Origin of the sequence: Bradyrhizobium sp. CB1015 (assembly GCF_025200925.1) — a bacterium.
In the GTDB taxonomy this organism is placed as follows: Bacteria; Pseudomonadota; Alphaproteobacteria; order Rhizobiales; family Xanthobacteraceae; genus Bradyrhizobium.
This window is the reverse complement of sequence record NZ_CP104174.1, coordinates 3,765,369-3,789,899: the sequence shown is the minus strand read 5'-3', so window position 1 is coordinate 3,789,899 and position 24,531 is coordinate 3,765,369. Positions and strand designations below refer to the sequence as shown.

The following is a 24,531-nucleotide window of genomic DNA, read 5'->3' as shown; positions in this document are numbered from 1 at the left end:
TCTCAGGCTGCGACGATCTGACAAAGCGTGACCTTCGGCTCCTGCATGCCGGTTGCAGGATCGTAGCCGTAGCTCGTGATCGTGTTGGCGCTCTCGCCCAGCACGATCGGATCGGTGCCGGCGGGATAGTTCTTGCGCAGGTCGTTGCCGCCGAGCCAGCCGCCGAAATGGAACGGCATCCAGGCGACGCCCTTGCCGACGCGTTCGGTCACCAGCGCCTTCATCTTGGCCCGCGAGTTGTTCTCGGCGCCGCTCACCCAGACCCAGCCGCCGTCCTTGATGCCGCGATCGGCGGCATCAGCCGGGCTGATCTCGATGAACATGTCCTGCTGCAATTCGGCGAGCCACGGATTGGTGCGGGTCTCCTCGCCGCCGCCTTCGTATTCGACGAGACGCCCGGAGGAGAGGATCAGCGGGAACTGCTTGGCGATCCCCTTCTCCACCGCCGCCTTCTGCACCGAGAAGCCGATATTGGGCAGGCGGAATTGCTTGGCATCGGGCAAGGTCGGATACTTCTCGACGAGGTCGACGCGTGGCGTGTAGATCGGCTCGCGATGCACCGGGATCGGATCCGGCAGACCGAACGCATTCATGCGCGCCTTGCCGTTGCCGAAGGGCACGCAGCCATGCATCAGCGCGACGCGCTGGATGCCGCCGGAGAGGTCGAGCGCCCAGGACACCGCATCCGGATTGGCCGGGTTGACCCGCTGGATGGTCGCCATTTCAGCCTCGGTGAGATCCTTGTCCCAGCCGAGCTTCTTCAGGCTCGCCAGCGTGAACTCTGGATAGCCGTCCTCGATCTCAGAGCCCTTGGAGAAGGACTTGTCGGCGAGCAGGCTGACCTTGCGCGTCGTGCCGTCCGGCAGCTTCTCCTCGCGCTCGATGCCGAAGCGCGGGCGGAATGCGCCGCCGCCGTCCATCACGTGCAGATTGTTGTTGTAGAGCAGCGGCGAGCCGGGATGCTTCACCTCGGGCGAGCCCCAACACGGCCAAGGCAGGCCGTAATAATCGCCGCCGACTTCCGGATCGTCCTTGGGTGCGCGCATCGTCACCAGGTCGAACTTGTGCTGGTTCTTCATATGCGCCTTGATGCGCTCCGGCGACTGGCCGCAATAACCGGTCGACCAGCTTCCACGGTTGATCTCGCGCAGCACGTCCTCGGCGACCGGGAGATTGTTCTCGACCTTGATGTTCTTGAACATCTTGTCGGCGAAGCCGAGCTTCTTCGCCATCAAATAAATGATCTCGAGGTCGTCCTTGGATTCGAAGATCGGCTTGACGATCTGCTCGCCCCATTGAATCGAGCGGTTGGAGGCGACGCGCGATCCCGTGCATTCGAACTGCGTCGCCACCGGCAGGATGTAGACGCCGTCCTTGCGCCCCGCCTCGACCGCCAGAGCCGCCCAGGTGGTCGGATGCGGATCGGCGATCACCAGCAGCTCCAGCGCCTTCAGGCCCTTCAGCGATTCGGGAATGCGCGTGATGCTGTTGCTGGCGTGGCCTTGCACGAACACGGCCTTGACGTTGTCCTTCTGTGCGACGTCGGCCTTCGGCAACAGCGCGGCATCGAACCACCGCGTCAGCGGAATGCCTGGCGTCTCCATCTGCTTCTTCTCGTCGAAGCGCGAGACGAGATAGTCGTAGTCGACCTCCCAGACGCGGGACCAGTGCTTCCAGGCGCCTTCCGCGAGGCCGTAATAGAACGGCAACGTCACGATATCGAGGCCGACGTCGGTCGCACCCTGCACGTTGTCATGGCCGCGGAGAATGTTGGCGCCGGCGCCGGCCTTGCCGACGTTGCCCGTCATCAGCAGCGCGATGCAGCTCGCCCGCACGTTGGCGGTGCCGACCGTGTGCTGGGTCTGGCCCATGCACCAGATGATGGTCGCGGGCTTGGCGGTCGCGAACGTCTTGGCGACGCGCTCGAGCTGCGCGGCGGGCACGCCGGTGACGCGCTCGACCTCCTGCGGATTCCATTTCTCGACCTCCTTGCGCAGGTCGTCGAAACCGTAGACGCGCTGGGCGATGAATTCCTTGTCCTCCCAGCCGTTCTTCAGGATGTGCCACATCATGCCGTAGAGCACGGGAATGTCGGTGCCGGGACGGATGCGGACATATTCGGTGGCATGCGCAGCGGTGCGCGTCAGGCGCGGATCGAAGACGATGAAGTTCGCCTTGTTGAGCTCCTTGGATTCAAGCAGGTGCTGCATGCTGACGGGATGCGCTTCCGCCGCGTTGCTGCCGATGAACAGCATCGTCTTGGAGTTGCGCATGTCGTTGATGCTGTTCGTCATCGCGCCATAGCCCCAGGTATTGGCGACGCCGGTGACGGTGGTGGAGTGGCAGATCCGCGCCTGGTGATCGGTGTTGTTGGTGCCCCAGAACGCGCCGAACTTGCGGAACAGGTAGGCTCCTTCGTTGGTCATCTTGGCCGAGCCGAGCCAATAGACGGAATCGCTGCCCGACTTCTCGCGAACCTGCAGCAGCTTGTCGCCGATCTCGTTCACCGCAATGTCCCACGACACGCGCGTCCACTGCCCGTTCACCAGCTTCATCGGATAGCGCAGGCGGCGATCGCTGTGCACGAGCTCCCGCACTGACGCGCCCTTGGCGCAATGCGAGCCGCGGTTGATCGGTGAATCCCAGCTCGGCTCCTGCCCGATCCAGACGCCGTTGAGCACTTCCGCCGTCACCGTGCAACCTACGGCACAATGCGTGCAGATGCTCTTCTTGACGGTGGCGCCGGCCGAGAGCGGGCCGGCTGCGGCCGCTTCCGCCTTGCGCACGTTGCCGACCGGCATGGCCCCGAGCGCGGCGAGCGCGCCGCCGGCCAAGCCGGACTTGCGCAGGAATGTGCGGCGATCAAGTCCCCCGCCTTGGCCCGCAAGGGATTCGGCCACGGAGCCTCGGCGATCGGAACGCTGGTGTGTTCGCTTGATAAGCACGGGCAGCCTCCCTGTCAGGCCGGATAACGGTTGACGCGGTAGAACGTCTTCACGTGATCGGATTCCTTGTAGCGCGCCTTGCGCTTCTCATCGTTGGTTTCGCTGTCGGCCTGGGCGGACCCGACCAAGGGCGTCGCAAGCGTCGCGCCGACACCCGCCGTGCTCAAGCCGACCTTGCGAAGGAAATCACGGCGTCCGACCTTTGCTTTCGTCTCGTCACTCATCGCATCTCTCCCGGACCGAGGCGCCTCGGTCAGCTGGCGAATGTGAATGCTTCCGTCTCGATTTCGATGAAGGTGCGGCCGAGCGCGCCGACTGCGCGATAGAAGCGGGCATCCCCCGCGTTCTCCATGTCGGCGAACAGCCGCCCCATCCAGGGCGAAACATGCTTTTCGAAGAAGGCGCGCTGCGCCTCGGGCGAGGCATCGAAGCGACCATCGGCGAGTCCCGACATGATCTCGCACAGGATCGCGGCGTGATCTTCGGGTTCGGAATTGTTGGCAATACGCTCGATGCCGAGCGTCATCAGGTCGCCGCGCAGCCGCGACAAGGGCCGTTCGTTGAGAAAGCCCGTGAGATAATAGGAGGCATAGGGCAGCAACTCGCCGCGGCCGAGCCCGACGAACAGGTCGAAATACTCCTGCTCGACTTTCGCTGCGACGGCGCTCGAGGCGGCGTCGGCGAGCCCCGCATGTGCGCGCCCGAGCGGCGTCGCGTCACCGCTCAACGCGGCGAGCTGATCGAGCAGCCGCTTCGACGGAGGCGCAGACAACAGCACCGCCAGAAGCGCGTATTCGCGCGCGCGCGCCGCGTCGATGGGATCGACGAGCGCGGCGGAGCCCGCTTGCTCGCCGTAAAGATCGGGCCGCAGATCGTTTCGGGATACGCCGGTCGCCGTTTCGACTGCAACCACCCGTTGTGCTGGCACACGGGTCCAATTCGATACGGAAGGCTGGCTAATGCCTATTTTGCGTGCAAGCTGAGCAATGCCGCCCGCAGCATCGATCGCGCGATCAAGTCCGTCATCACGCACGTGGACCTCCCATCCAAGTCCCGTCTGCTTGATTATCGCTTTTGTTACAAAGCAGTAGGCAGGTTAATGCGGGTTCCAGCAACGGTCAATCACCTGCCATAGCCTGTACCTATAGCCTTTGGTCGTGGTTCAGCGCGGCAGCGCACCACCATGCGTGCGAGACCTGACGGGTTCCGCAGAATTCGCAGAGCTTTCACCCACTGTCGGTTGCACCGCAGCAGCGATTGCCAAGGGCTCCGTCTCATCCGGCGGCTCAACGGTATTGGCAACCACCGGCACATCGGCTTGCTGCAATTCCGGCGAGGAATTCGCGGATTCGATCGACGCCTCGGCGAGAGACTGGGCTGCCTCGCGGACGCCGCCGACAATGCGATCGACCAGTGCTGCGAGCTCCTCCGAGGAGCAATCCAGCGGGCCAAAGCCCGGCATCGCCGTCGGGTCGTTGAAGTCCCATGCATTCTCCGCAAGCCCGACGAAGTCGCGAATCGCGGGATCGGTCGCCCAAGCGCGGCGAAGAGCCGCACGGCTCAAGTCCCCAGGAATCCCCTTGCCGAGGAAGGCTGTGATGTCGGTGGCAGCATTGATCTCGTCGATCGACGGCAGACTCGACAGATCGAGCTCAGTCTCGTCCTCTCTGGTCTCGGACGGCGGCGTGGGCTGCGCCGCGACAGGCTTCGCCGGCTCCGCTCGCGATTGCTGCTTGCGGCGGGACCAACGTGCAAGGAAGTCCTCCTCGCTCATTCCTGTCCGCCTTCATGTTCGCGCCGCGCCAGCGCCTCCGGGTCGGCACGGCGCCGCTTGCGCTTGACGAATTCCCGCTCGACATGGTGCTCGGCCACGAAGCTTTCAATCGCTTCGCGCAGCACTTCCGGCATCGGCACGGCCTCGACGAGATTGTCGGCGGCCTCTGTAAAGCCTTCGCCCTCGGCGGGGTCGGCGGTCACCGCGGTGACGGCATAGGGCCAGGCGCCTTCCGAGGGCGACAGCACGATCCAGACGCTCGGACGGCCGGAGGCGAGATTGTCGCGATAGCGCGCCGTCTCGGATGGATAGAGATCGACGGTCGCGCTTCCGGCATAGAACAGCGTCGTGCCGTCCTGCTCGCGAAGCACGGTCCAGGGGTGGGTCGAGGGCTCGTCCGGCAGGACGGCAATTCCGCGCCAGATGAAATCGACCCAAGGCGAGTCGGCCTTGCGCCGCTCGACCACGACGCCGACGGCAATCGAGAGGGACGGCAATGCCGCAGGGCTCATGTCGCCATCTCCAGGTGCTTCACCGGCAGCCCGGTCAGCAGATTCTGCGGCTTCATCCGGAGCTTCTGATCCGCCGTCATCGACAGGATCAGGTAGACCGGCTCATCCCCGACATCGTCGAGGGCACGGCTGGAATCCGCAAACGTCAGCCGGAACAGCGCGAGCACACGATCGGCGTCGTGCTCGCCAAGCTCTTTGCCGTGCCACAAACGGTCGCCGAGCCTCGTGGCATCGGCATCGAGCCCGACATACCAGGTGAGCTTTGCCTCGCGCAGCGCCCGTAGCGGCTCGATCACGACTTCGATGCCGAGCAGATGGGAGACCCAGCGCGTCATCGCCTGCGCCAGCGCAGCCGGTCCGCGGCCGTCCGCCGTAAGATCGAGAGCCATGTCGAACTGATCGCTGCGGTGCCAATAGGCCTCGGCATTCTCATCGCTCAACACCTCCACCACCGCATCGGTGGTGGCGCCCAGCATCGACATCAGCGAGAGCACCGGGGTCGGGCTCCGGCCGCCGACCACCTCCTCGTCTCCCAGCAACAAAGCGTGCTCATGTGGGAGAATGCGCTGGGTCCGGAAGAACAATTCGGCCGCGCGCAGCACGAAGGGGTCAACGCACCCATCGAGCGCGTTGCGCAGGATGACGTGCACGAGCTGGTTGACGAACAGCGGCGGCAGATCGTTCGCCCCTGAGCGCACCCAGGCAAGATAAGCGGCTTCGAGCGTCGGATGCCGCAGCAGAAGATCGCGAAACGCCAGCACGAACTGCCAATTTTCCCGGGCGTCCGCATCGACGATCCCTGCGATCTCGCCGGCGCTGACCGCCTGGCGCGGGTCGGCGAGCAATTCGCGGTGCAGCCGGCGTTCGACCGGGCACGCCTCGTCCGGCGGCATCAGCTCGGGACGTGCAAAATAGGCTTTGAGAAATTCGTCGGTGACGCGCAGCCCGCCGCCCTCGTCGCGATCGAGCAGGTGATGACCACAGGCGATCCAGAAATCGTTCATCTGACGGTCGGCTCCCGGCCGAGTTCCGCAAGCCTGAGATCGCCGTCCGGCTGGACGTCGTCCTCCATCTCCATGAAGGAGAACGCCTTGCCATGCCCCTGCCCCTCCCGGAGCTGCAGCCGGCGGAAGGACTCGCGGACCTCACCGTCGCTGGACGTGCGGTGCACTGCAATAAGCGAGCTGATGGGATGGCTGCAGAGCGACTGGGCGAAAGCGACCTCCTCTTCCGCGGCCGCTTTCGCTGCCGCCATGTCCGGCGCGCCGAAACGATCGACCAATTGCCTCGCCAGGAGATCGACCACCCCGTGGTAATCGTCTGCGGTCGCCGGAACGATCTGCGCCAGGGTCGACCAACCCCAGGATTGCACCCCGAGGAAACCACCGCGAAACGCCGCGCGCGCCTTGCCCTCGAGCTTCGCGCCATCGCAATCCCAGAAGCGGAAAGCGCCGGAGACGGCCCATTCGCCCGGCTCCGCCGCCACGTCGAACACGAAGGTGTCGGAGGGATCGAGCGCGATTGTACGCAGGAGCTTCACAGGCGCGGTCCTCCGTGGGCCGGATCGAGCCAGGACGGGATCGCAAGCGCCCGAACGAGGTGGCTTCGTTCGATCCTATCCGTCCCGATGCGGCGCGTCAGGAGGTCGCCGCAATCATCGATGCGCTGCACCGTCTGCCTTTCACGCGGCATCCGCGTGAGATAGTCGCGCGCGACACTGTCGAAGCCGTCGACCCGCCAGCCGTCCAGCGCCAGCATCAGGTGCCGGGCGAAGCTCTCCGTGATCTGCGCCGCGCCCGCCTCGCCAAAGCCTTCCTGGTCGAGCGCCGAGGCCAGCGGGTGGACGCCTGGATCGTCATCGTTCATGGCAACCGTCCGTATCATGGCGCCGAACACCAGCCAGGGTGGCGGCGCGTCCTCGTCGGCTCCGGAAAGCCACCCCAACCGTCCGCCGCCGACCAGCCCCCCGTCGATCCTGACCGCATCCGGCCAGCCGATCGTGATCGGCTTGCTCGGCGGTGCATAGGCGCGAAGCGCATCGGTCAGCGCAACCATGCCTGCGTAGAACGCGCGCCGCGCGCTGCGCAACGGCTCGGCCGGCTCGAGCACCACGGCGAACTCGGCGAGGTCAAAGCGTCCGACATAGACGAGCGTTCCGGCGCCGCTCTCCGGTGCGATGCGGCATGCATGGGCAAAAGCGTCGCCGCTCTCGCGCAACCGCACCAATGTGAACGGCGGCGGCAGGTGGATAAGTTCCGCCGCGGAAACATGGCTCACTGGGATCGACGGCAGGCCGTCCTCCGCTTTCCTTTTCTTCCCGATGGATAATGTCTATACGAGGCGAAGGGCCGGCGCGAGTCCGTCGTCGGCGTCCGAATGGCGGAGAGGTTAACCTGGAGCGGCCGTCGAAGACCATCCTGATCTGCTCGTGCGAAGACACGATGCCCCTCGACGTGGCTGCGATCCGGCGTGGATGCCCGAGCAGCGAGGTCAAAAGCTTTCGCCACCTCTGCGGGGCGGAGCTCGATCATTTCCGCAAGATGGCCGCGACAGAAGGCGTGTTGACGGTCGCCTGCACGCAGCAGGCAGCGCAGTTTTCGGACGAGGCCGGCGAGCGGCCTGACGCGATCAGCTTCGTCAATATACGCGAAACGGCCGGCTGGTCCCGCGACGGCGCACGCGCCGGGCCAAAAATGGCGGCCCTGCTCGCATCCGCCTCCATCCCCACCCCGGACTATCCGCTCGTCACTTTGTCGAGCGAGGGCATCATCCTGATCTACGGGCGCGATGAGGCCGCGATTGAGGCCGGCCGCCTGCTTGCCGATCACCTCGACGTCACCGTGATGCTGAAGCAGCTCGATGACGCAGTGCCGCCGGCGGCAACGGTGTTCCCGATCGTCAAGGGCACGATCCGCTCCGCGAAGGGACATTTCGGCGCGTTCGAGCTTGCAATCGACGACTATGCGCGTCCCCGCCCTTCCTCGCGCGATCGCTTCCTATTCGATCCGCCGCGAAGCGGTGTCACCTCGCGCTGCGATATCGTGCTCGATCTTTCCGGCGGTCCGCCACTGTTTCCCGCCCACGACCTGCGCGACGGCTATCTCCGCGCCGACGCGAAAGATCCCGCCGCGGTGCTGCGCGCCGTGCTGACCGCGCGCGATCTCGTCGGCAGCTTCGACAAGCCCAGATATGTCGAGGTTGCGCCCGCGCTTTGCGCCCATTCGCGCTCGAAGCGCACGGGCTGCCATCGCTGTCTCGATCTTTGCCCGACCGGGGCGATCACGCCGGTCGGCGACCACGTCGCAATCGATCCGAACATCTGCGCGGGCTGCGGCCAATGCGCGGCGGCCTGCCCGACCGGCGCGGTCTCCTACGCGCTGCCGCCCGCCGATACGCAGCTCCAGAGGCTTCGCGCCATGCTGCTCGCCTATCGCGAGGCCGGTGGTGCGGATGCGGTGCTGCTCTTCCATGACAGCCCGCACGGCACGCCGCTGATCGACGCACTCGCGCGGCATGGCGACGGCCTGCCGGCGAACGTGCTTCCCTTTGCGGTCAACGAGCTCACGCAGCTCGGGCTGGAGGCGATCGTCGGCGCCTTCGCCTATGGCGTCTCCGCCGTGCGCTTCCTGCTCCGTGGCAAGCCGTGCCACGACGTTACCGGATTGACGCAGACCATCGCGATGGCCGACGCGATTCTCGGCGGCCTTGGATTTGCGGGCCGTCGCCTCGCCACCATCGAAACCGATGATCCCGACGCGCTCGGGGAGCATTTGACCGGGATCGGCACGCTCGCCGCAATCGCGGCGCCGGCGACCTTCAAGACCGTCGGCAAGCGGCGCGATCTGTTGCGGTTCGCCCTGAGCGAATTGCACCGGCTGGCGCCGCAGCCGGTCGACGTCATCGCGCTGCCGCAAGGCGCGCCGGTCGGCGCGATCAGCGTCGACACCGATGGCTGCACGCTGTGCCTCTCCTGCGTCTCGGCCTGCCCGACCGGCGCACTGCGCGACGATCCCGAGCGGCCGGTGCTGAAATTCATCGAGGATGCCTGCGTGCAGTGCGGCCTGTGCCAGAGCACCTGTCCGGAAAAGGTCATCAGCCTCAAGCCGCAGATCGATTTCCGCGCGGCGCGCGCGCCCGCCGTTGTGATCAAGGAAGAGGAGCCCGCGCTCTGTGTCCGCTGCGGCACGCCCTTCGGCGTCAAGAGCACGATCGACCGCATCGCTGCCAAACTCGAAGGCCGGCACTGGATGTACCCGGCCGGCGACAAGCGGATCGAGGCGCTCAGGATGTGCGCAGACTGCCGCGTCGTGGTCATGAGCGAGCAGCAATTCGATCCGTTCAAGGGCGTTCCGGAACGAACGCCGCCGCGAACGACAGATGATTATCTCCGCGAACGCAAAGGCAAGGACTAAACACGACGAACAGACATCTTCGCGGGGTCGGAAACCACGAAGCATCACATGTCTCGTTTGATCACAGCTCTGTCGACATGGACAATTGGGACTCGATCTAAGCGGCCGGTAAAGCGCGATGAGATTTGGATGAACCGTCATCGCGCTTTAGATTGCGGTTTACGCATGATCTTTGCGGAAAACCGCTTCGCACTTTTCCGGATCATGCTTTAGCGCGACGTGGCGCGGCCCAGAAACTCGGTGAGTGCGCGCCGGTCCTCGGCCGAGCCGATGCGCTGCTCCGGCATCTTGGTGCCGGGGGTGTAGGCATTCGGCCCGACTTCGAACAAACGAGCGACGGTCTCCGGCGTCCAGACGATGTCCATCGTCTTCAGCGCATCGGAAAAGCGATATCCCGGCAGCGAAGCGATCTTGCGGCCGTAAAGTCCCGCAAGTGTGGGACCCGCACGCTGAACCTCCTTGTCCGAGAGCGTGTGGCAGGCAACACACGCCCGAAACACATCGGCGCCATGATCGCCGGCATAGGCCGCAAGCGGGTCGGCCGGTGTGCCGCTCAGGCCTGAGCCGATGGGATCGCCGGTGCGCACATTCCAGCGCCTGATCCTGCCGTCCGCACCACCCGTCATCAGTGTCTCGCGATCTGGAAGGAAGGCGACCGCCCATACCGGCAGCCCGGGCCCAACCAGCGTGCGCAGCAGGCTGCGCGACTTGCGATCGATGATCGCCACGGTGCCGCCGATGCCCGCCGCAGCGATCAGCGCGCCGTCCGCCGACATCGTCACGGCCACCACTGGCGTCGGACTGGCCACGACCTCGCCGCTGACCTTGCCGTCCACGGTCAGCATGCGCAGCCTGCCATCGACGGCGCCCGTGACGATTTCGCCATCCGGCGCGACAGCCACCGCGTTCAGCGGGGCCGGCAACGTCACCATATCAGGCTGGCCATCCGAAAAACGCCAGATGCGCAGCGCAAGATCGTAGCCGACGCTGACTGGTCTGCCGTCCGGCAGGAAAGCGACGCCGTTGACGTTCTGCGTATGCCCTTCGAGCACGCGGGACGTGCCGTCCGACAGTGACCAGAGCCGTATCGTCCGGTCCCATGACGCCGATGCGAGAAGCGTCCCATCGGGCGACACCGCAAGCGCCGCGATGGGTGCGATATGTCCCTCCAGCACCCGGTCCGGCTCCGGCCGGCCCGCCGTCCACACCGCAATGCGCGCATCCGCGCCGGCCGTGATCATGCGGCCGTCTTTGACAAAAACCACGGCATTGACGCCATCGGCATGAAACCGCAGCACTTGCTCAGCGGTATCCGTCTTGAGCGACCAGCGGATGACGGCCGTGTCGAAGCTGCCGGACAGAAGGCTGTCGCCACCGGGCGAAATGGCGAGAGACCGTATTGGGCCACCGTGTCCGACCATGTCGGCCTGCACGGACGATGCGGCAAGGATGGCCCACAGCACTGCGGCCACCTTCGTGCACAGAGGTGATCTGTTCATTCCTGGCCGCCTGCTGACATTCACTCTTTCGAGATTGCCAGAAGAGGCAACGGAAATGAATATCCTGAAACGGTCTACTTGGCCGGTGCCGTCGTGGTCTTGGATGACCCCTCCGGCGCGGCCTGCATTCCCGGCGGACTCTGGCCCTGGGGACTTTCGGGCGGCGCACCACCCGAGCCGGTATTGATCGGGCCCGTCCAACCTTGCGGCTGGAGCTGGCCCTTCGCTTCGGGAGGCGTTTGCGTCGCCGACGAGTTGGTTTGGGCGGGCTGGGCCAGGGCACCCTCGACAAAACATAGTGCTGCGAAGCACAGGATCGTTCTCGGTAATTTCACGCAAGGCCTCCGATGCGCTCATTAGGCTTGCAGAAAACTTGCAAGACCGGCATCGGTTCCGGATCGTGCAGCGCAACAGCCAGCTCGTGGAATCGTCCGCTTGGCCGGCGATCGCCTCGTCGAGCTTGCTCGCCGCAAGCCCTGTCGTATAGATGGCTTGGTCCAATGGAGGGAGGCTGAGGATGAAGGCTTTTTTACTTGGCTGCGTCGCGGCCGTGGTGATCGCGCTTGCCGGGATGATGATCCTCAATCGCATGCAGGAGCCCGCCGCGCAGGCGTTTGCGACGACCGGGGTGCGCCTCTGAGCAGCCTCACTGGCGCTTAAGCCCGATCGGCCTGACGATCGGAGCGAAGGGCACGAGCTCGGCCTTGCGAACCATGTTTTCCTGCAGCTAAGGATCAGAAATCGCTGCCCCGCGCTTTGCGGACGATGGCGCCGCGCAAGGCGCTCTCCGCGCGCTATATCCGCCCTCCGGCATTTAAGAGTTTGGTAACCATACGAGCATGGTTGAACGCATTGGCGCAAATCGCACGGTGCCGGTGTCTGACCTGTAACGCCCTTGCTATAAGCGCAGCTACGGCTCGAACGACGCTCGCCAATGACCCGGTTTTCTTGATTGCTCATGAACAAGCTCAGCAACACGTTCGACATCGCCATCGAGCCGTCGTTCGACTTTATGTCTCCGGAATATGCAGAGCTGTTCGATCGCTCGGCTGCCACCGCGTTCCAGCATCCGGTCTGGCTGCATAGCCTCTACACCAGGCTTGCGCCCGAGACGGGTGCAAAAGCTTTGGTCGTCGTGGTGCGCTACCGCGACACCGGTGCCCTTGCGATGGTGCTGCCGCTGCTTCGGATCCGGCGCGGTCCGATACGAACCGTCGAGTTCGCCGACTTGCGCGTTTCCGATTATCTCGCACCGGTTTGCAGCCCGGACGTGTTTTCACGATTGCTCGACGATGCGGCTGCATGCGCGCAGATTCGGCGGCTTGTCCGCCCCTTCGATCTGCTCCGAATGGCCAAGCTGCCCGACGGACGGCTTCCGATCGAGGACCTCCTGGCCACGTCCCGCCGTATCTCCATGAACACCAATGCGTACGCCACGGTTCTCGTCGCGCCGTACGAGCAATGGCGGGCCAGTGCGATGGATCGCTCCTACCAGAAGGAGCTCGCAAAGAAATATCGTCAGCTGCAGAAAAAGGGCGCGCTGAGCTTCTCATGCTGCGGCGACAGCGTCGCCGTGCTCGAGGCGATGGAGGTGATGAGGAAGTTTCGCGGCCCGCGCTTTCACGCACAGGGCGACGGAGACCTGCTGCAGCGCCCCGAATATTACGGCTTCTATTCCGACGTCGCCCTTCGCGGCCTCGGCTCCTTCGTCCGCCTCTATGCCATGAAGATGGACGGCGAAGTGATCGCCGCCGTGCTCGGATTGTGCCACCGCGGCAGCTTCCTCGTCATCATGAGCGCCTTCGACATCGACGGCTACAAGAGCCAGTCCATCGGTGCGCTGATGTTCGAACAGGTGGCGCGGGATTGTATCGAGCGGGGAGATCAGATGCTCGACTTCACCGTCGGCGACGAGCCATACAAGAAATCGTTCGGTGCACAGCCTTCGCCGGTGTGGGAGGTCACGCAGGCCGGCAGCGCCTTAGGCGCCATCGCCCTCTTCGGGCTGAAGCAGGCGCCCTGGCTCAAGCTGGCGGCCAAGCGGCTGTCGGATCTGAAGGTTCAGCCCGCCCACACTCCGAGGCCCACGCGCTGACGGACGGGGTCGCAGAGCTCAGGCGCGCAATGCACCGCGGACACGCCCAAGCCAGCCCGGATGCATCTGATCGACGCGGTGTGCAAGACTGCGCCGCAGGAAGTGCAACCGTCGCCGCACGCCCCAGCCAATATCGTTGCGCGAGGTCAGCGCCTGGCGGAAGCGGGCCATCTTCAGCGACTGCTGATCAGCCGCGATCTTGTCGCGATCGGCATAGAACTGCGAGATCTTGTCCAGGCCCATGCCTGCGGTCATGAGCCATTGCGGCACGTATTCGGTGCAAAGACGGTCGACGTCCACCAGCAGACGGGCGACACCCGTTCCGGCCGCGGGACAATTGGTCTGGAACGCATCGCCGATGAGCACGACACCGGGCTGAAGATGCCCCTCGACGACGGTCAGATCCATCACCCAGTTCTGGACCCGGTCGGTCACACGGAAATCGCCGAGATAGCTCCGCAATCCCGGCAGCAGGCGCAAGACTGTCGCGTCCGGCTTACGGCGCAACTCGCGCATGATCGGATCGGTCGGATCGCGGAACATGAAGAGATTGGCTCGCATTCCGGCGCGAACGGGAAACAGGCTCAGATAGTCGATACCATCCGCCGTGCGTTCGCCGTAACAGGTCAGCGCCTCGAAATCGAACGGACTACCGTCCTTGCGAGCGATCGTGAAGCCGAACGACACCGAATGGCGCTCGGCCAGCACGCGCCGCCTGATGCCGAGCTTGTAGCCCAGGACGCCCGCCATGCCCGTAGCCAGAACAACGAGGCGCGCCGTCACGCGCCGTCCGGAGGCCAGCTCGAGATGCTGGACATCACCGCTACTGCCGATCGATGTGACCTCGTCGACGATCAGGTTGGAGGGATCGGGAATCTGGCGACGCGCCATGGCGACAAGATCGGCATAGGCAAATCCGTAAGCCCTGCCGACGCTGACATCGACCACCTTGCCCTCACGGATGTTGAGCACTTGATCATATCGGCATGCGACATCTTCGAGCGCGTCGAGAAAGCCGAGCTTGCGGAACAGCTCCAGCTGATGGCCCCCGATCTTCTCGACCCGGAACTCGTCCGGATAGACCGCCCGCTTGTCGACGAGAACGACACGATGCCCTGCCCGCGCCAGCACGGCCGCCGCAAGCGATCCCGCAAGGCCGCCACCGACGATGGCGACGTCCGCGTCGCTCTCGCCTCCATCGACTGGCTCGGTCACGATTCCTGTCATGGCTCCGGCTCCCACGGTTAACGATATCTGGAGTGCAAGTCTCTCGCCTGATGTCGCATCGCAGGGCCGGGTGCGAACATTTCCTGAGATTGAGGTTAATGACCGGAAGCGCCGAGTTCGCAGCCTCGCCGCGGCACGCGTCTTGCTGCTCCGAATCCATTCTGCACGCGAGCGCCGGATCTCGCCTTCTCGGTCGTCGATGCGCTGCGAATGCCGCCAGTCGCGCGGGCCCGAACTTGCAGAACTAGGACAATGGAGACGGCGATGTTCCAGAACGAAGCAACCGGCATCGCCGCGATATCACCGCGACCGCGAAATCCCGCAACTCGTCCATTAACACTCGCGATTTTTCGACATGCTAGGTTGTCGCCGGTATCGGAACATGTCCCGTCAGGGGAGCGCAGCCCCTTAACCCTTCCATGATCGCATCCATCCTCCAGTTCATGCGGCGCGACGTCACGCGCGGTGTTGTCGGGACCATCCTGCTCAAGGTTGGCAGCGGCGTGCTCGCGTTCGCATTGTTCTCGCTGGCGGCGCGGACGATGTCGCCTGACGGCTTCGGCATCTTTGCGACCTGGCTTTCGGTCGCGCAGATCGCAGCGGTCGTGGGACTGGTCGGCCAGGAATCCTTGCTGGTTCGATTCTTGAACGAGTATCAGGTCGGCGAAAGGCCGGATCTTACAAAAGGCGTCCTCCAATCGAGCTTGAAGATCGCCTCGCTCGCAATGCTCATCGTGATCGGCGGGATCGCCATCGCCGCGAGTATGAGAGGCTACTGGTGGGTGCTGATCCTTGCGGTGTCGGCCTACACGGCCGTCAATGCCGGATTGATGCTCGGCAGCCAGATCGCGCGCTCGTTGGTCAGCATCCTCATGGGCGAAGGAAACCGCGAGTTCCTCTGGCGGGTCATCGTCGTCCTGTTCCTGCTCCTCATGCTGCTCGCCCATCGCCAACTTGATCCGGCCGAGCTGTTCGCGGTGATGACAATCGCCATGTCGGTGGGCCTGCTTGCGCAGATCGTATCGATAGCGCGCGTGCTGCCGGATTTGCGCAGGACGCCGGCGCGCTCCGAGACGTCACGCTGGCGCTCCAGCGCCCTGCACTTCTGGCTCGCATCGATCCTCGAAGTCGCCAACCAGTATTTCGACGTCATTCTGGTCTACTGGATGCTGGATCCGACGACCGCAGGCATCTACTTTGCCGCCTCGCGCCTCGCCAACATTTTCGCCATGGTGTCCGCGGCACTTTACACGTTCGGCGCGCGCCGGCTCCCGTCGCTGTATTTCAGCAAGAACCACCAGGAGTTCGAGCGGACATTGCGTTTGATGGCGGAAGTGACTGCACTCTGCGTCGTCGCCGGTCTCGCCACGATCTGGATCGGCGGCCCCTATCTCCTCAACCTGTTCGGACCTCATTTCGCCGAACAGCATTCGGTCCTGATCGTGCTCGCAATCGGAACCGCCGTCCAGGCGGCGGGCGGCCCGTCTGCTGCGATCCTGCAGCTGACCGGCCATGAACGAATCTATGTGCCGGTCGTCGCCGCCAACGTCGCGCTGCGGCTCGTCGGATTTCTCGTCCTGATCCCCTTCCTCGGCGTGCTTGGCGCGGCGATTTCGGCGACCGTGTCGCTCGCGCTCGCGACCATTGCCTTGAATGTCCTCTGCCGCCAGCGAAGCGGGGTAGATCCTTCCGTTCTCGTGCTGTTGCGCTTCCCTGCATCGAGGCGCGGCAACTACGCGGTTCGCAGCGCGGAATCACGTGACTAGGTGTCATCACGTGCCGCTCGGGTTATCAGCGGTTGCGCGCAGGACCGATTGGTTAACGCGCCCACTGTGCACCAGCCGGGAACCAGCGGAAATGCTGCGCGAACGACGTCGTCGCCATAGCCTCGCATTAACTCCGTTTGTTGCAAGTCGGTGTCCGCGAGACGCCCGCATGATAGGTACGGAAGTTAAGAAGGTGAAGATTTCCTTTCTTTAGCGGGTCGGGATCCGTGCTCCATTATCAGCCGAACAAGGACTTGGGCGAGACGAGCGCGACGGCACCTGCGCGGTCGAACGGCGATGGGCGAAAACTTCACGTGCTTCTCGCGCAAACCCAGGCCGAGAACGCCGGTGCACAGGAGATCTCCCGGCTGCTCGGCGCCGGGCTGACCGCGCGCGGCTACCGGGTCACCAACCTGTTCTTCTTCCGCAAATCGGACTCCTTCGATGAGCCGCCCGATACGCTCTACTGCGCGCCGAGCCGGCCGGGCAATCCGGTGGCGCTGCTGCGGATGCTGTGGACGCTCGGCTGCTACATCAGGACCGCCAAGCCCGACGCCGTCCTGACCTTCCAGCATTTCGGCAACGTCATCGGCGCCGGCGTCACGCGCCTTGTCAGCCGTGCACCGGTCGTCGCCAATCAGGTTTCATCCGCGCTGGCGATGAGCTGGCCGGTCCGCACCGCCGACATCGCCATGGGCAGCCTCGGCTTCTTTGACTGCATCACGCTCAATTCGCAGGACATGGAGCGCGAATATTCGCGCCACCCCGCGGCCTACCGGTCGCGCATGGTGCATGTGCCGCACGGCTTCGACGACAAGGCCCTCACCCTGTCGAAGGAGGCGGCACGAGGTCAATTCAATCTGCCGCCGGACCGCGTCCTGCTCGGCTGCGCAGCACGGCTGCATCCGCACAAGCGGCTCGATCTGGCGATACGTCTGCTGCCGGATCAACCGTCCTGGCATCTTGCGCTTGCCGGCCAGGGAGCCGACGAGGCCCGGCTGAGGCAGCTCGCGAACGACTTGAACGTCTCGGACCGTCTGCATTTGCTTGGGGAGATTCCTCCCGGCCGGATGGCGGACTTCCTCGCTTGTCTCGACGTGTTCGTCTTTCCGACCCAGGCAGAGACCTTCGGTCTGGCTGCCGTCGAGGCCGCCAACGCCGGTGTTCCCTCCGTCGTGACTGATCTTCCCGTCTTGCGCGAAGTGTTGTCCTACGAAGGCAGACCGACTGCACTCTTCGTCGATGCCTCCGATCATGCGAAGCTCTCCGCGGCGGTCTCTGGGCTGCTGACCGACAAGCAATTGCGCGACGACCTGCGACAAAACGCCAAAGGCCTGCGGCTGCGCTATTCGGTAGATGCGATGGTCGAGGAATACGTCCGAATTCTCGACCGGGTCGTTTGACCTGATACGTCGGAACAGATTGGCTCGACATGATCATCGAGTTTCGCTGTGAACGTGAGTACGCGCGGCGCTGGATGGACCGCAGGACGCTGGCGGTCGACGGCCGGGACGTGCCGGTGCAAGTTGCATGGACGGCAACGGCGGAGTCACGGCCGGCGGGTCTCGACGCCCTGTTCGAGCTCGAGCGCTTGGTGTTGCACAAGGGCAAGCACAGCGCCGCCGACGGGCTGACGGTCGGCTCCGAACCGGCATGGGCCAGCGTCGGCACGGCCGACGTGATCGTCGATTTTACGAGTGCCCCGCGCGATCCGGCGAGCCCTGCCCTGCTCTATCTCCGGCCCCTGTTCAATGGCGTCGCAGGCGAAAATGCCGCGCTCGCCGCCATCCTCGCCGGCGACCTGCCCGTGATCGAGATCGTCAACGAGATCGACGGCTCAGTCCTCGACCGCGGCCATCCGTCCGGAGAAATTGCCGCGGGCCTCAGCGGCGCGCTCGAAACGGTTATGGCCCGGACTCTGACCATGCTGGCGGCGATCCTGTCGGGAAGGCCGCGCATCGTGCCGCAGCTGCAGCGCCCCGCTGCAAGTGTCCCGCGCCGCGGAGCCGTTGGCTACGTTGCGCGCGGCCTTGCCGTATCGATCGCCAAGGAGATCTATCGCCTCTTCTGCTATGCCCCGCATTGGCATATCGGATGGCGCTTCAACGACGGCGCGGGCGTCTGGCAGACCGGAGACCTGTCAGGTCCAAGCTGGAACGTTCTGAGAGATCCTGGAAACCACTTCTACGCCGATCCCTTTCCCGTCACGTGGCAGGGACGGACATGCGTCTTCTTCGAGGATCTCGATCACCGCGTCGGAAAAGGCATTATCTCGGCGATCGAGTTCGGCGACGCGGGGCCGATCGGCGAGGTGATGCCGGTGCTCGAGGAGCCCTGCCACCTCTCCTATCCGTTCCTGATCGAGGACGATGGCGAGCTGTGGATGATTCCCGAGAGCTCGACCCGCGGGGACGTCGCCCTCTACAAATGCGTTCGGTTTCCGGACAGATGGGAGCGATACGCAACGCTCCTTTCCGGCCTCGAGCTGGCCGACGTCACGATCACGCGCCACAACGGCCTGTATTATCTGTTCGGCGCCTGGCGCGACGGAACGGGTGGCTATTCGGATTCGCTGGCGATCTATTACGCCGATCGCCTCTTGGGGCCCTGGTTGCCCCACGCCAGCAATCCCGTCTTGATCGACCGCGCCAGCACGCGGCCGGCAGGAAACTTCGTCACGCTCGATGATAAGCTGTGGCGACCGGTCCAGGACTGCACCGACGGATACGGCGCAGCGCTTGCCCTGGCAGAAGTGGTCGAGCTGTCGCCGACGGCGTTCAAGCAGATCGTCCGCCACGCGCTCAAGCCCGGACCGGCATGGCCCGGCAGGAAGCTGCACACCTTGAACCGCTGCGGCCGGCTCGAACTGATCGACGGATCGCGCGTCCAGCCCAAGACCAGTCTCTTCGCGAGCGCAATTCCGTCGGCCGCCTCGCCTGCGCGAACCAATCCCTCCGCCGCGCGCTAAAGCGCGATGCGATTAGGATGAATCGTCATCGCGCTTTAGCGATCAGCACGGGGTATCGGCGGCGGGCGGCGCGATCGAACCGCCGCCCGTCATCTCTCATGCTTCGAACGTCTCCAGCAGCGGACGCTGCCTTACTGAGAGCGATCCGAGGTCCAGCCCTTGTACTCGGCGACGTTGTCCCTGGTCACGAGCTTGGACGGCAGCAGCTCGACGGTCGACGCCGGCTTCTGGCCGTTGAGAATGCCGACACCAACCTGCACGGCGCGCCGCGCCATAAAGAACGGGTCCTGCGACGCGGACGCCTGGATCTGCGGCGACTGCGGATCTTTCAGCGCGGCCTCGATATCGGGCGCGCCGTCGACGGCGGTGATGATGATGCCGGTTCGGTTCTGCTGACGCGCTGCAAGGTCGGTGCCGATCGCCTGCGGATCGTTGATGGCGAAGATGGCGTCGATCTTGGGGAAGCGGGTCAGATAGCCCTGCGCGACGGTGAGGCCACCCTCGCGCGAACCCTTGCCGTCCTGGTCGCTCGACAACACCTTGATGCCGGGATTCTTCGCGAACACGTTCTTGCAGCCGACCACACGGTCGATCACGGCGGAGACCTGCGGCCCGTTCTCGATGATGACGTCGCCCTTGCCGCCCAATTTGTCGACGATGTACTGGCAGGAGATCTCGCCGGCCTGCACGTTGTTCGTGGTCACCGTGGCATCGGCGCCCTCGGCCGCGGTGTCGACCGCGACGACGACGATGCCTGCGGCTTGCGCCTTCTTGATGGCCGGCCCGATCGCCTTGGGGTCGCCGGGGTTGAGCAGGATCAGGTCGACGCCGGCGGCGATGAAATTGTCGATCTGGGTGACCTGCTTGCCGAGGTCATATTCGAAGCCGACGGCCGTGATCTTCACGTTGGGATTGGTCTTCTTGGCCTCGAATTCGGCGCCCTTCGACAGCGCGACGAAGAACGGGTTGCCCATCGATCCCAGCGAGACGCCGATCGACTTGAGCTCCTTGGCGAAGGATGGTGCGGTGGTCAGGGCAAGCGCCGTGGCAGCGCCGGCGAGCATGATCGTCTTCAACATGGACTTCCTCCCTGGTCTGTCTTCGTTCCCGGCACGGCAGACCAGTTGCCGCAACGGAATCTCGTCTCACGCCGTGCGCACAGTGTTGCGCGCCGGACCTTTCACGTTCTCGCGGAGCCTTGCAGCCGGTAGCGGTCCAGCGCCACGGCGCCGATGATCACCAGCCCCTTGATCACATATTGCCAGATGTCGGAGACGCCGATGAGAATGAGGCCGTTGGACAGCACGGCGATGATCAGCGCGCCGACCAGCGTGCCCCAGATCGAGCCGATGCCGCCGACGAACGAGGTGCCGCCGAGGATCACCGCAGTGATCGCATCGAGCTCATAGGACTGGCCGAGCTGGAGGCCGTTGGCCGCATAGAGCCGCGCCGCCTGCATGGCACCGCCGAGCCCGGCGAAAAGTCCGGAAATGCCGTAGACGAAGATCAGGACGGCCCAGACCTTGATGCCGGCAAGCCGCGCTGCGCTCTCGTTTCCGCCCACGGCATAGATATGCACTCCGAGCACGGTCCGGCGCAGCACCAGCCAGGAGACGAGAATGACGAGCAAGGCGATCACCGAGAGCCACGGGATCGACGCGACGCCGGGAACGAGCGTCAGCGAGCCGTTGCCGATGAAGGCATAGGGAATGGAGGGATTGAACACGGTGGTGTCGGCCCCGAGCAGCCGCGCGAGGCCGCGCACCGCAGTGAGCGAGCCGAGCGTGACGATGAACGGCGGCAGACGAAGCAGCGCAATGAGCGCGCCGTTGACGATCCCGAAGCCGAGGCCGGTGAGCAGCGCAGCCGGCAGCCACAGCATCCCGAGCTCCGGCAGCTTGGAGAGCGTCAATCCCGCCATCGCGGAAGCCGCCAGGATCGAGCCGACCGACAGGTCGATGCCGCCGGTGAGGATGACGAAGGTCATGCCGGCGGCGAGCACGGTATTCACAGCGGCCTGCTGCAATACGATGCCGAGATTTTGTCCGGTGAAGAAACGGCCTTCTGACAGCACGTTGAAGCCGATGCAGAGGATCAGCAGCACCGGCAACATGCCCAGCGCGCTGATCAGCATCCTCATCCGCTGGCGTCTTGTTTCCGCGGCAGCGCCGTTGGTCGTCGTCGATGCCGGCTTTGCCCCCACAGCACCATTGTCAGGCATTGAGATGCTCCATCCCCGTGGCAAGCCCCATGATGTCTTCCTGCGCCAGCGGCGAATTCGGGCCGCGGCTGACCTCGCCGGCGATGTGTCCGGCACGCATCACGACGACGCGGTCGCAGATGCCGATGATCTCGGGCAGATCGGACGAGATGACGAGGATCGCGGTGCCGGCCTTGGCGAGATTGTCGATGATCGAATAGATTTCCGACTTGGCACCGACATCGACGCCGCGCGTCGGCTCGTCGAGAATCAAGACCTTCGGTGCGATGGCAAGTAGTCGCGACAGTAGCAACTTCTGCTGGTTGCCGCCTGACAGGCCGCCGGCGGGAGCGCCGACATTGGCGGCGCGGATGCTGAGGCCCGCAAAGGCGCGGTCGGCGCGCTCGCGTGCCTTGTCGCGATCCAGAAACCAGCCGAGCTTCGCGTCGCGGCCGAGCACGGCGAGGTTGATATTGTCCAGACACGACATGTCGAGAAACAGGCCGAGCGCCTTCCTGTCTTCCGTCAGATAGGCGATACCGGCCTCGAGCGCCTCTCCCGGCGTGCGGATATCGACCGGACGCCCCTCCAGCTCGAGCCGGCCGGAGGTTCTTGGCGACGCACCGATGATGAGATGCGCAAGCTCGGTGCGACCGGCGCCGATCAGGCCGGCGAGGCCGACCACCTCACCCGCGTGCACGGTGAGCGAGCAGCCCTTGACGCGCTGGCCATCGGCCATGTCGATGACCGCGAGCACGGGATGCCCCCGCCCCGCCTCCGGATCATGGTCCTTCTTATAGAATGAAGAGACATCGCGACCGACCATCAGCCGCACGATGGTGTCGGCTCGGATCTCGGGCTTGTCGAGCGAGCCGACCAGGCGGCCGTCGCGCAGCACGGTGACGCGATCGCCGAGCGCGTAGACCTCGTCCATGCGGTGCGAGATGTAGATGATGGCAAGCCCCTCGGCGCGAAGCTGGCGGATCAGCGCGAACAGCCGCTCGCTTTCGGCGGCCGATAACGAGGTGGTCGGCTCGTCCATGATGAGGATTTTTGATCTGGCGTGCAGCGCACGCGCGATCTCGACCAGCTGCCGCTGGCCCATGGACAGATGCGCCACCAGCGTCGAGGGCAGGAAGTCCGCGCCCAGTCGTTTCAGGATCGGGCCGACGCCCTCGCGCATGGCGCCGCGCGCCAGCAAGCCCGAGTGCGAAACCTCCCGTCCCAGATAGATGTTCTCGGCAACGCTGAGATTGGGAGCGAGCGACAGCTCCTGGTAGATGATGGAGATCCCCGCTGCGCGGCCGCCGAGCGGGCCCTCGATGCGCACCGCCCTGCCCTCGATGCGGATCTCGCCGCCCGGATCAGGCCGGTAGGCGCCGGACAGGATCTTCATCAGCGTCGACTTGCCGGCACCGTTCTCACCCATCAAGGCGTGAATTTCGCCGGGATAGACGGTGAGATCGACCGCCCGCAGCGCCTTGATGCCGAAGAAGGTCTTTGAGACCCCGCGCATCTCGAGGATCGGATCGTTCATCGTGCCTCCCGGCGCACAATGCGTTTCCCACCCGCGTCTCGTTTCTCGGCAACGCGGTTTGGTCATTAAACAAAAGCGGGTGACGCAGGGCAATACCGAAGGCGAGTATACCGAAGTATGCAAACCAGATTGGGCCAGCTAGTGGCGCGGCCGATACAATTCGCGCCAAGCGGGAAGCCGTTCGGCGTAGGCATCGACCAGTGCAGCGTCGGGCTCGAATGTTTCGATGCGCTGCGGCCGCATGCATACGTCACCGATTGCCTCACCCGTGACAGCAAGCCGCCCCAATCTCGCCGCACCGAACCCTGCGCCGGTCTCGCCTCCGGCAAAGCGATGGACTGGAACATTCAGCACGTTTGCCAGCACCGAGAGCCAGAAGGCCGAGCGTGAACCACCGCCAATCACATCGGCTTCCGCAATCTCGATGCCGGCATCCGTGAGCGCATCGCGGCAATCGGCAAGCGCGAAGGCAACGCCTTCGAGCACTGCCTGCACGATCGCCGCGCGATCGGTGCCATGGCTCAGGCCATCCAGCATGCCGCGCACGACGGGATCGTCGTGCGGCGTCCGCTCGCCGGCGAGATAAGGCAGGAAGCTCACGGGCGATGGCGCCCGCGGTCGTGCTCCAAGCGGCGCCAGCAGCTCGGTCTCGGTGGCGCCGAACAGGCGCGCGAGCCAGGCGAGGCAGGAGGCGGCCGAGAGGATCGCGCCGGCCTGAATCCACATGCCGGGAATGGCGTGGCAGAACGTGTGCACGACGCGATCGGGATTGGCGGCGATCCTGTCGGTCGGGACCATGAGCGCGCCCGAGGTTCCCAGCGATACGAATGCGGCTCCTGGCCGGATCGCGCCGATCCCAACGGCGCCAGCCGGATTGTCGCCGGCCCCGCCCGCGATCACCGGCTGCCTGACCATGCCCCAGCGCCGCGCCAGCTCGCTGCGCAGCGTCGTTGCCGGCGCGCATCCCTCGACCAGGCGCGGCATGTGCGCGCGTGACAAGCCGGTCGCGGCCAGCGCTGCGTCCGACCAATCGCGGCGCGCGGCGTCGAGCCACAGGGATCCCGAGGCATCCGAGACGTCCTCGACAGCCTCGCCCGACAGCACCAGGCGCAGATAGGCCTTTGGCAGCAGAACGAGTTTCGTCGCCGCGAAGATCTCGGGCTCGTGCGCCGCGATCCAGAGCAGTTTTGGCGCGGTGAAGCCCGGCATTGCCTTGTTGCCTGTCACCTCGCGCAAGGCGGGCCAGCGTTGCTCCAGGATACGGCACTCAGCGGCAGAGCGTCCGTCGTTCCAGAGGATGCAGGGCCGCAGCGGCCTCAAGCTCGCATCGAGCAGCATAGCGCCATGCATCTGGCCGGACAGACCGATGCCCTCGACCGCGGCCAACGCGTCGGCGTGCGACGCCTTGAGGGCATCCAGCGTGGCAAAGGTCGCATCGATCCACTGCGCAGGATCCTGCTCGGAATAGCCTGGTTGCGGCGAGACGGTCGCGAGCTGCCGGCTCTCGCTTGCGATCACGCGCTGGGCATCATCGACGAGAACCGTCTTGACCGCCGACGTGCCGAGATCGATGCCGAGATACATGGCTGCTTCCCG

20 protein-coding genes are annotated in these 24,531 nt (G+C 64.9%); 6 read left to right on the top strand and 14 right to left on the bottom strand.

Annotation, left to right across the window (positions count from 1 at the left end; translation table 11 throughout):
• Positions 1 to 2: 2 nt before the first annotated feature.
• The 8 genes from N2604_RS17285 to N2604_RS17250 all read right to left on the bottom strand — a co-directional run bounded on the left by N2604_RS17285 (position 3) and on the right by N2604_RS17250 (position 7,514).
• On the bottom strand, positions 3 to 2,945 hold the full coding sequence (locus N2604_RS17285) for a formate dehydrogenase subunit alpha (RefSeq protein WP_260375814.1): 2,943 nt from the start codon (positions 2,943 to 2,945) through the stop codon (positions 3 to 5).
• A gap of 14 nt (positions 2,946 to 2,959) precedes the next feature.
• A complete protein-coding gene (locus N2604_RS17280) occupies positions 2,960 to 3,169 on the bottom strand; it encodes a twin-arginine translocation signal domain-containing protein (protein ID WP_260375813.1) in 210 nt (69 codons plus the stop codon).
• A 29-nt stretch (positions 3,170 to 3,198) separates the two neighbouring features.
• A complete protein-coding gene (locus N2604_RS17275) occupies positions 3,199 to 3,978 on the bottom strand; it encodes a molecular chaperone TorD family protein (protein ID WP_260375812.1) in 780 nt (259 codons plus the stop codon).
• Between the two features lie 129 nt (positions 3,979 to 4,107).
• Positions 4,108 to 4,719 carry a DUF3306 domain-containing protein gene (locus tag N2604_RS17270; protein ID WP_260375811.1) on the bottom strand — a complete coding sequence of 204 codons (612 nt, stop codon included), beginning with the start codon at positions 4,717 to 4,719 and terminating at the stop codon, positions 4,108 to 4,110.
• Entirely contained in the window at positions 4,716 to 5,231 is a 516-nt protein-coding gene (locus tag N2604_RS17265; protein WP_260375810.1) for a DUF3305 domain-containing protein, read from the bottom strand. Before N2604_RS17265 ends, N2604_RS17270 begins: the two co-directional genes overlap by 4 nt.
• A complete protein-coding gene (locus N2604_RS17260) occupies positions 5,228 to 6,235 on the bottom strand; it encodes a DUF6352 family protein (protein WP_260375809.1) in 1,008 nt (335 codons plus the stop codon). The genes N2604_RS17265 and N2604_RS17260 overlap by 4 nt, the downstream gene beginning before the upstream one ends.
• Entirely contained in the window at positions 6,232 to 6,771 is a 540-nt protein-coding gene (locus tag N2604_RS17255) for a DUF6505 family protein (protein WP_260375808.1), read from the bottom strand. The genes N2604_RS17260 and N2604_RS17255 overlap by 4 nt, the downstream gene beginning before the upstream one ends.
• Positions 6,768 to 7,514 (bottom strand): biotin/lipoate--protein ligase family protein, encoded by a 747-nt coding sequence (locus tag N2604_RS17250; RefSeq protein WP_409241738.1) that lies wholly within the window; start codon positions 7,512 to 7,514, stop codon positions 6,768 to 6,770. Before N2604_RS17250 ends, N2604_RS17255 begins: the two co-directional genes overlap by 4 nt.
• A gap of 158 nt (positions 7,515 to 7,672) precedes the next feature.
• Between N2604_RS17250 and N2604_RS17245 the strand changes: the two genes are divergently transcribed.
• Positions 7,673 to 9,643, top strand: a complete 1,971-nt coding sequence (locus N2604_RS17245) for a 4Fe-4S binding protein (protein ID WP_260375806.1) — start codon at positions 7,673 to 7,675, stop codon at positions 9,641 to 9,643.
• A gap of 209 nt (positions 9,644 to 9,852) precedes the next feature.
• On the opposite strand, the gene N2604_RS17240 is transcribed toward N2604_RS17245, so the two are convergent.
• Positions 9,853 to 11,142 (bottom strand): c-type cytochrome, encoded by a 1,290-nt coding sequence (locus tag N2604_RS17240; RefSeq protein ID WP_409241737.1) that lies wholly within the window; start codon positions 11,140 to 11,142, stop codon positions 9,853 to 9,855.
• Positions 11,143 to 11,659: 517 nt separating this feature from the next.
• On the opposite strand from N2604_RS17240, the gene N2604_RS17235 reads away from it, so the two are divergent.
• Both N2604_RS17235 and N2604_RS17230 read left to right on the top strand, forming a co-directional pair.
• Positions 11,660 to 11,782 (top strand): hypothetical protein, encoded by a 123-nt coding sequence (locus tag N2604_RS17235; protein ID WP_260375805.1) that lies wholly within the window; start codon positions 11,660 to 11,662, stop codon positions 11,780 to 11,782.
• A 318-nt stretch (positions 11,783 to 12,100) separates the two neighbouring features.
• A complete protein-coding gene (locus tag N2604_RS17230) occupies positions 12,101 to 13,237 on the top strand; it encodes a GNAT family N-acetyltransferase (RefSeq protein ID WP_260375804.1) in 1,137 nt (378 codons plus the stop codon).
• A gap of 18 nt (positions 13,238 to 13,255) precedes the next feature.
• Here the strand turns inward: N2604_RS17230 and N2604_RS17225 are convergent, their stop codons facing one another.
• A complete protein-coding gene (locus tag N2604_RS17225; RefSeq protein WP_260375803.1) occupies positions 13,256 to 14,464 on the bottom strand; it encodes an NAD(P)/FAD-dependent oxidoreductase in 1,209 nt (402 codons plus the stop codon).
• Positions 14,465 to 14,883: 419 nt separating this feature from the next.
• Between N2604_RS17225 and N2604_RS17220 the strand changes: the two genes are divergently transcribed.
• The 3 genes from N2604_RS17220 to N2604_RS17210 all read left to right on the top strand — a co-directional run bounded on the left by N2604_RS17220 (position 14,884) and on the right by N2604_RS17210 (position 19,198).
• Complete coding sequence (locus N2604_RS17220; protein WP_260375802.1) at positions 14,884 to 16,230, top strand: lipopolysaccharide biosynthesis protein; 1,347 nt, start codon at positions 14,884 to 14,886, stop codon at positions 16,228 to 16,230.
• Positions 16,231 to 16,457: 227 nt separating this feature from the next.
• Positions 16,458 to 17,633 carry a glycosyltransferase family 4 protein gene (locus N2604_RS17215; protein WP_260375801.1) on the top strand — a complete coding sequence of 392 codons (1,176 nt, stop codon included), beginning with the start codon at positions 16,458 to 16,460 and terminating at the stop codon, positions 17,631 to 17,633.
• A 29-nt stretch (positions 17,634 to 17,662) separates the two neighbouring features.
• Positions 17,663 to 19,198 (top strand): hypothetical protein, encoded by a 1,536-nt coding sequence (locus tag N2604_RS17210; protein WP_260375800.1) that lies wholly within the window; start codon positions 17,663 to 17,665, stop codon positions 19,196 to 19,198.
• A 131-nt stretch (positions 19,199 to 19,329) separates the two neighbouring features.
• On the opposite strand, the gene N2604_RS17205 is transcribed toward N2604_RS17210, so the two are convergent.
• From N2604_RS17205 to xylB, 4 genes are all read right to left on the bottom strand, one after another.
• Positions 19,330 to 20,277 (bottom strand): ABC transporter substrate-binding protein, encoded by a 948-nt coding sequence (locus tag N2604_RS17205; RefSeq protein ID WP_260375799.1) that lies wholly within the window; start codon positions 20,275 to 20,277, stop codon positions 19,330 to 19,332.
• 101 nt (positions 20,278 to 20,378) lie between these two features.
• The gene (locus N2604_RS17200; protein WP_260375798.1) at positions 20,379 to 21,419 is read right to left on the bottom strand and encodes an ABC transporter permease subunit; all 1,041 of its coding nucleotides are present in this window, start codon (positions 21,417 to 21,419) and stop codon (positions 20,379 to 20,381) included.
• On the bottom strand, positions 21,412 to 22,935 hold the full coding sequence (locus N2604_RS17195) for a sugar ABC transporter ATP-binding protein (RefSeq protein ID WP_260375797.1): 1,524 nt from the start codon (positions 22,933 to 22,935) through the stop codon (positions 21,412 to 21,414). Before N2604_RS17195 ends, N2604_RS17200 begins: the two co-directional genes overlap by 8 nt.
• A 138-nt stretch (positions 22,936 to 23,073) precedes the next feature.
• Entirely contained in the window at positions 23,074 to 24,519 is a 1,446-nt protein-coding gene (gene xylB, locus N2604_RS17190; protein ID WP_260375796.1) for a xylulokinase, read from the bottom strand.
• Positions 24,520 to 24,531 lie beyond the last annotated feature (12 nt).

Bases quoted from the DNA above. Each gene is read 5' to 3' on its own strand.
- N2604_RS17280 (WP_260375813.1), bottom strand. From the start codon at position 3,169: ATGAGTGACGAGACGAAAGCAAAGGTCGGACGCCGTGATTTCCTTCGC.
- N2604_RS17270 (WP_260375811.1), bottom strand. From the start codon at position 4,719: ATGAGCGAGGAGGACTTCCTTGCACGTTGGTCCCGCCGCAAGCAGCAA.
- N2604_RS17265 (WP_260375810.1), bottom strand. From the start codon at position 5,231: ATGAGCCCTGCGGCATTGCCGTCCCTCTCGATTGCCGTCGGCGTCGTG.
- N2604_RS17260 (WP_260375809.1), bottom strand. From the start codon at position 6,235: ATGAACGATTTCTGGATCGCCTGTGGTCATCACCTGCTCGATCGCGAC.
- N2604_RS17245 (WP_260375806.1), top strand. From the start codon at position 7,673: ATGCCCCTCGACGTGGCTGCGATCCGGCGTGGATGCCCGAGCAGCGAG.
- N2604_RS17240 (WP_409241737.1), bottom strand. From the start codon at position 11,142: ATGAACAGATCACCTCTGTGCACGAAGGTGGCCGCAGTGCTGTGGGCC.
- N2604_RS17235 (WP_260375805.1), top strand. From the start codon at position 11,660: ATGAAGGCTTTTTTACTTGGCTGCGTCGCGGCCGTGGTGATCGCGCTT.
- N2604_RS17230 (WP_260375804.1), top strand. From the start codon at position 12,101: ATGAACAAGCTCAGCAACACGTTCGACATCGCCATCGAGCCGTCGTTC.
- N2604_RS17225 (WP_260375803.1), bottom strand. From the start codon at position 14,464: ATGACAGGAATCGTGACCGAGCCAGTCGATGGAGGCGAGAGCGACGCG.
- N2604_RS17220 (WP_260375802.1), top strand. From the start codon at position 14,884: ATGATCGCATCCATCCTCCAGTTCATGCGGCGCGACGTCACGCGCGGT.
- N2604_RS17210 (WP_260375800.1), top strand. From the start codon at position 17,663: ATGATCATCGAGTTTCGCTGTGAACGTGAGTACGCGCGGCGCTGGATG.
- N2604_RS17205 (WP_260375799.1), bottom strand. From the start codon at position 20,277: ATGTTGAAGACGATCATGCTCGCCGGCGCTGCCACGGCGCTTGCCCTG.
- N2604_RS17200 (WP_260375798.1), bottom strand. From the start codon at position 21,419: ATGCCTGACAATGGTGCTGTGGGGGCAAAGCCGGCATCGACGACGACC.
- N2604_RS17195 (WP_260375797.1), bottom strand. From the start codon at position 22,935: ATGAACGATCCGATCCTCGAGATGCGCGGGGTCTCAAAGACCTTCTTC.
- xylB (WP_260375796.1), bottom strand. From the start codon at position 24,519: ATGTATCTCGGCATCGATCTCGGCACGTCGGCGGTCAAGACGGTTCTC.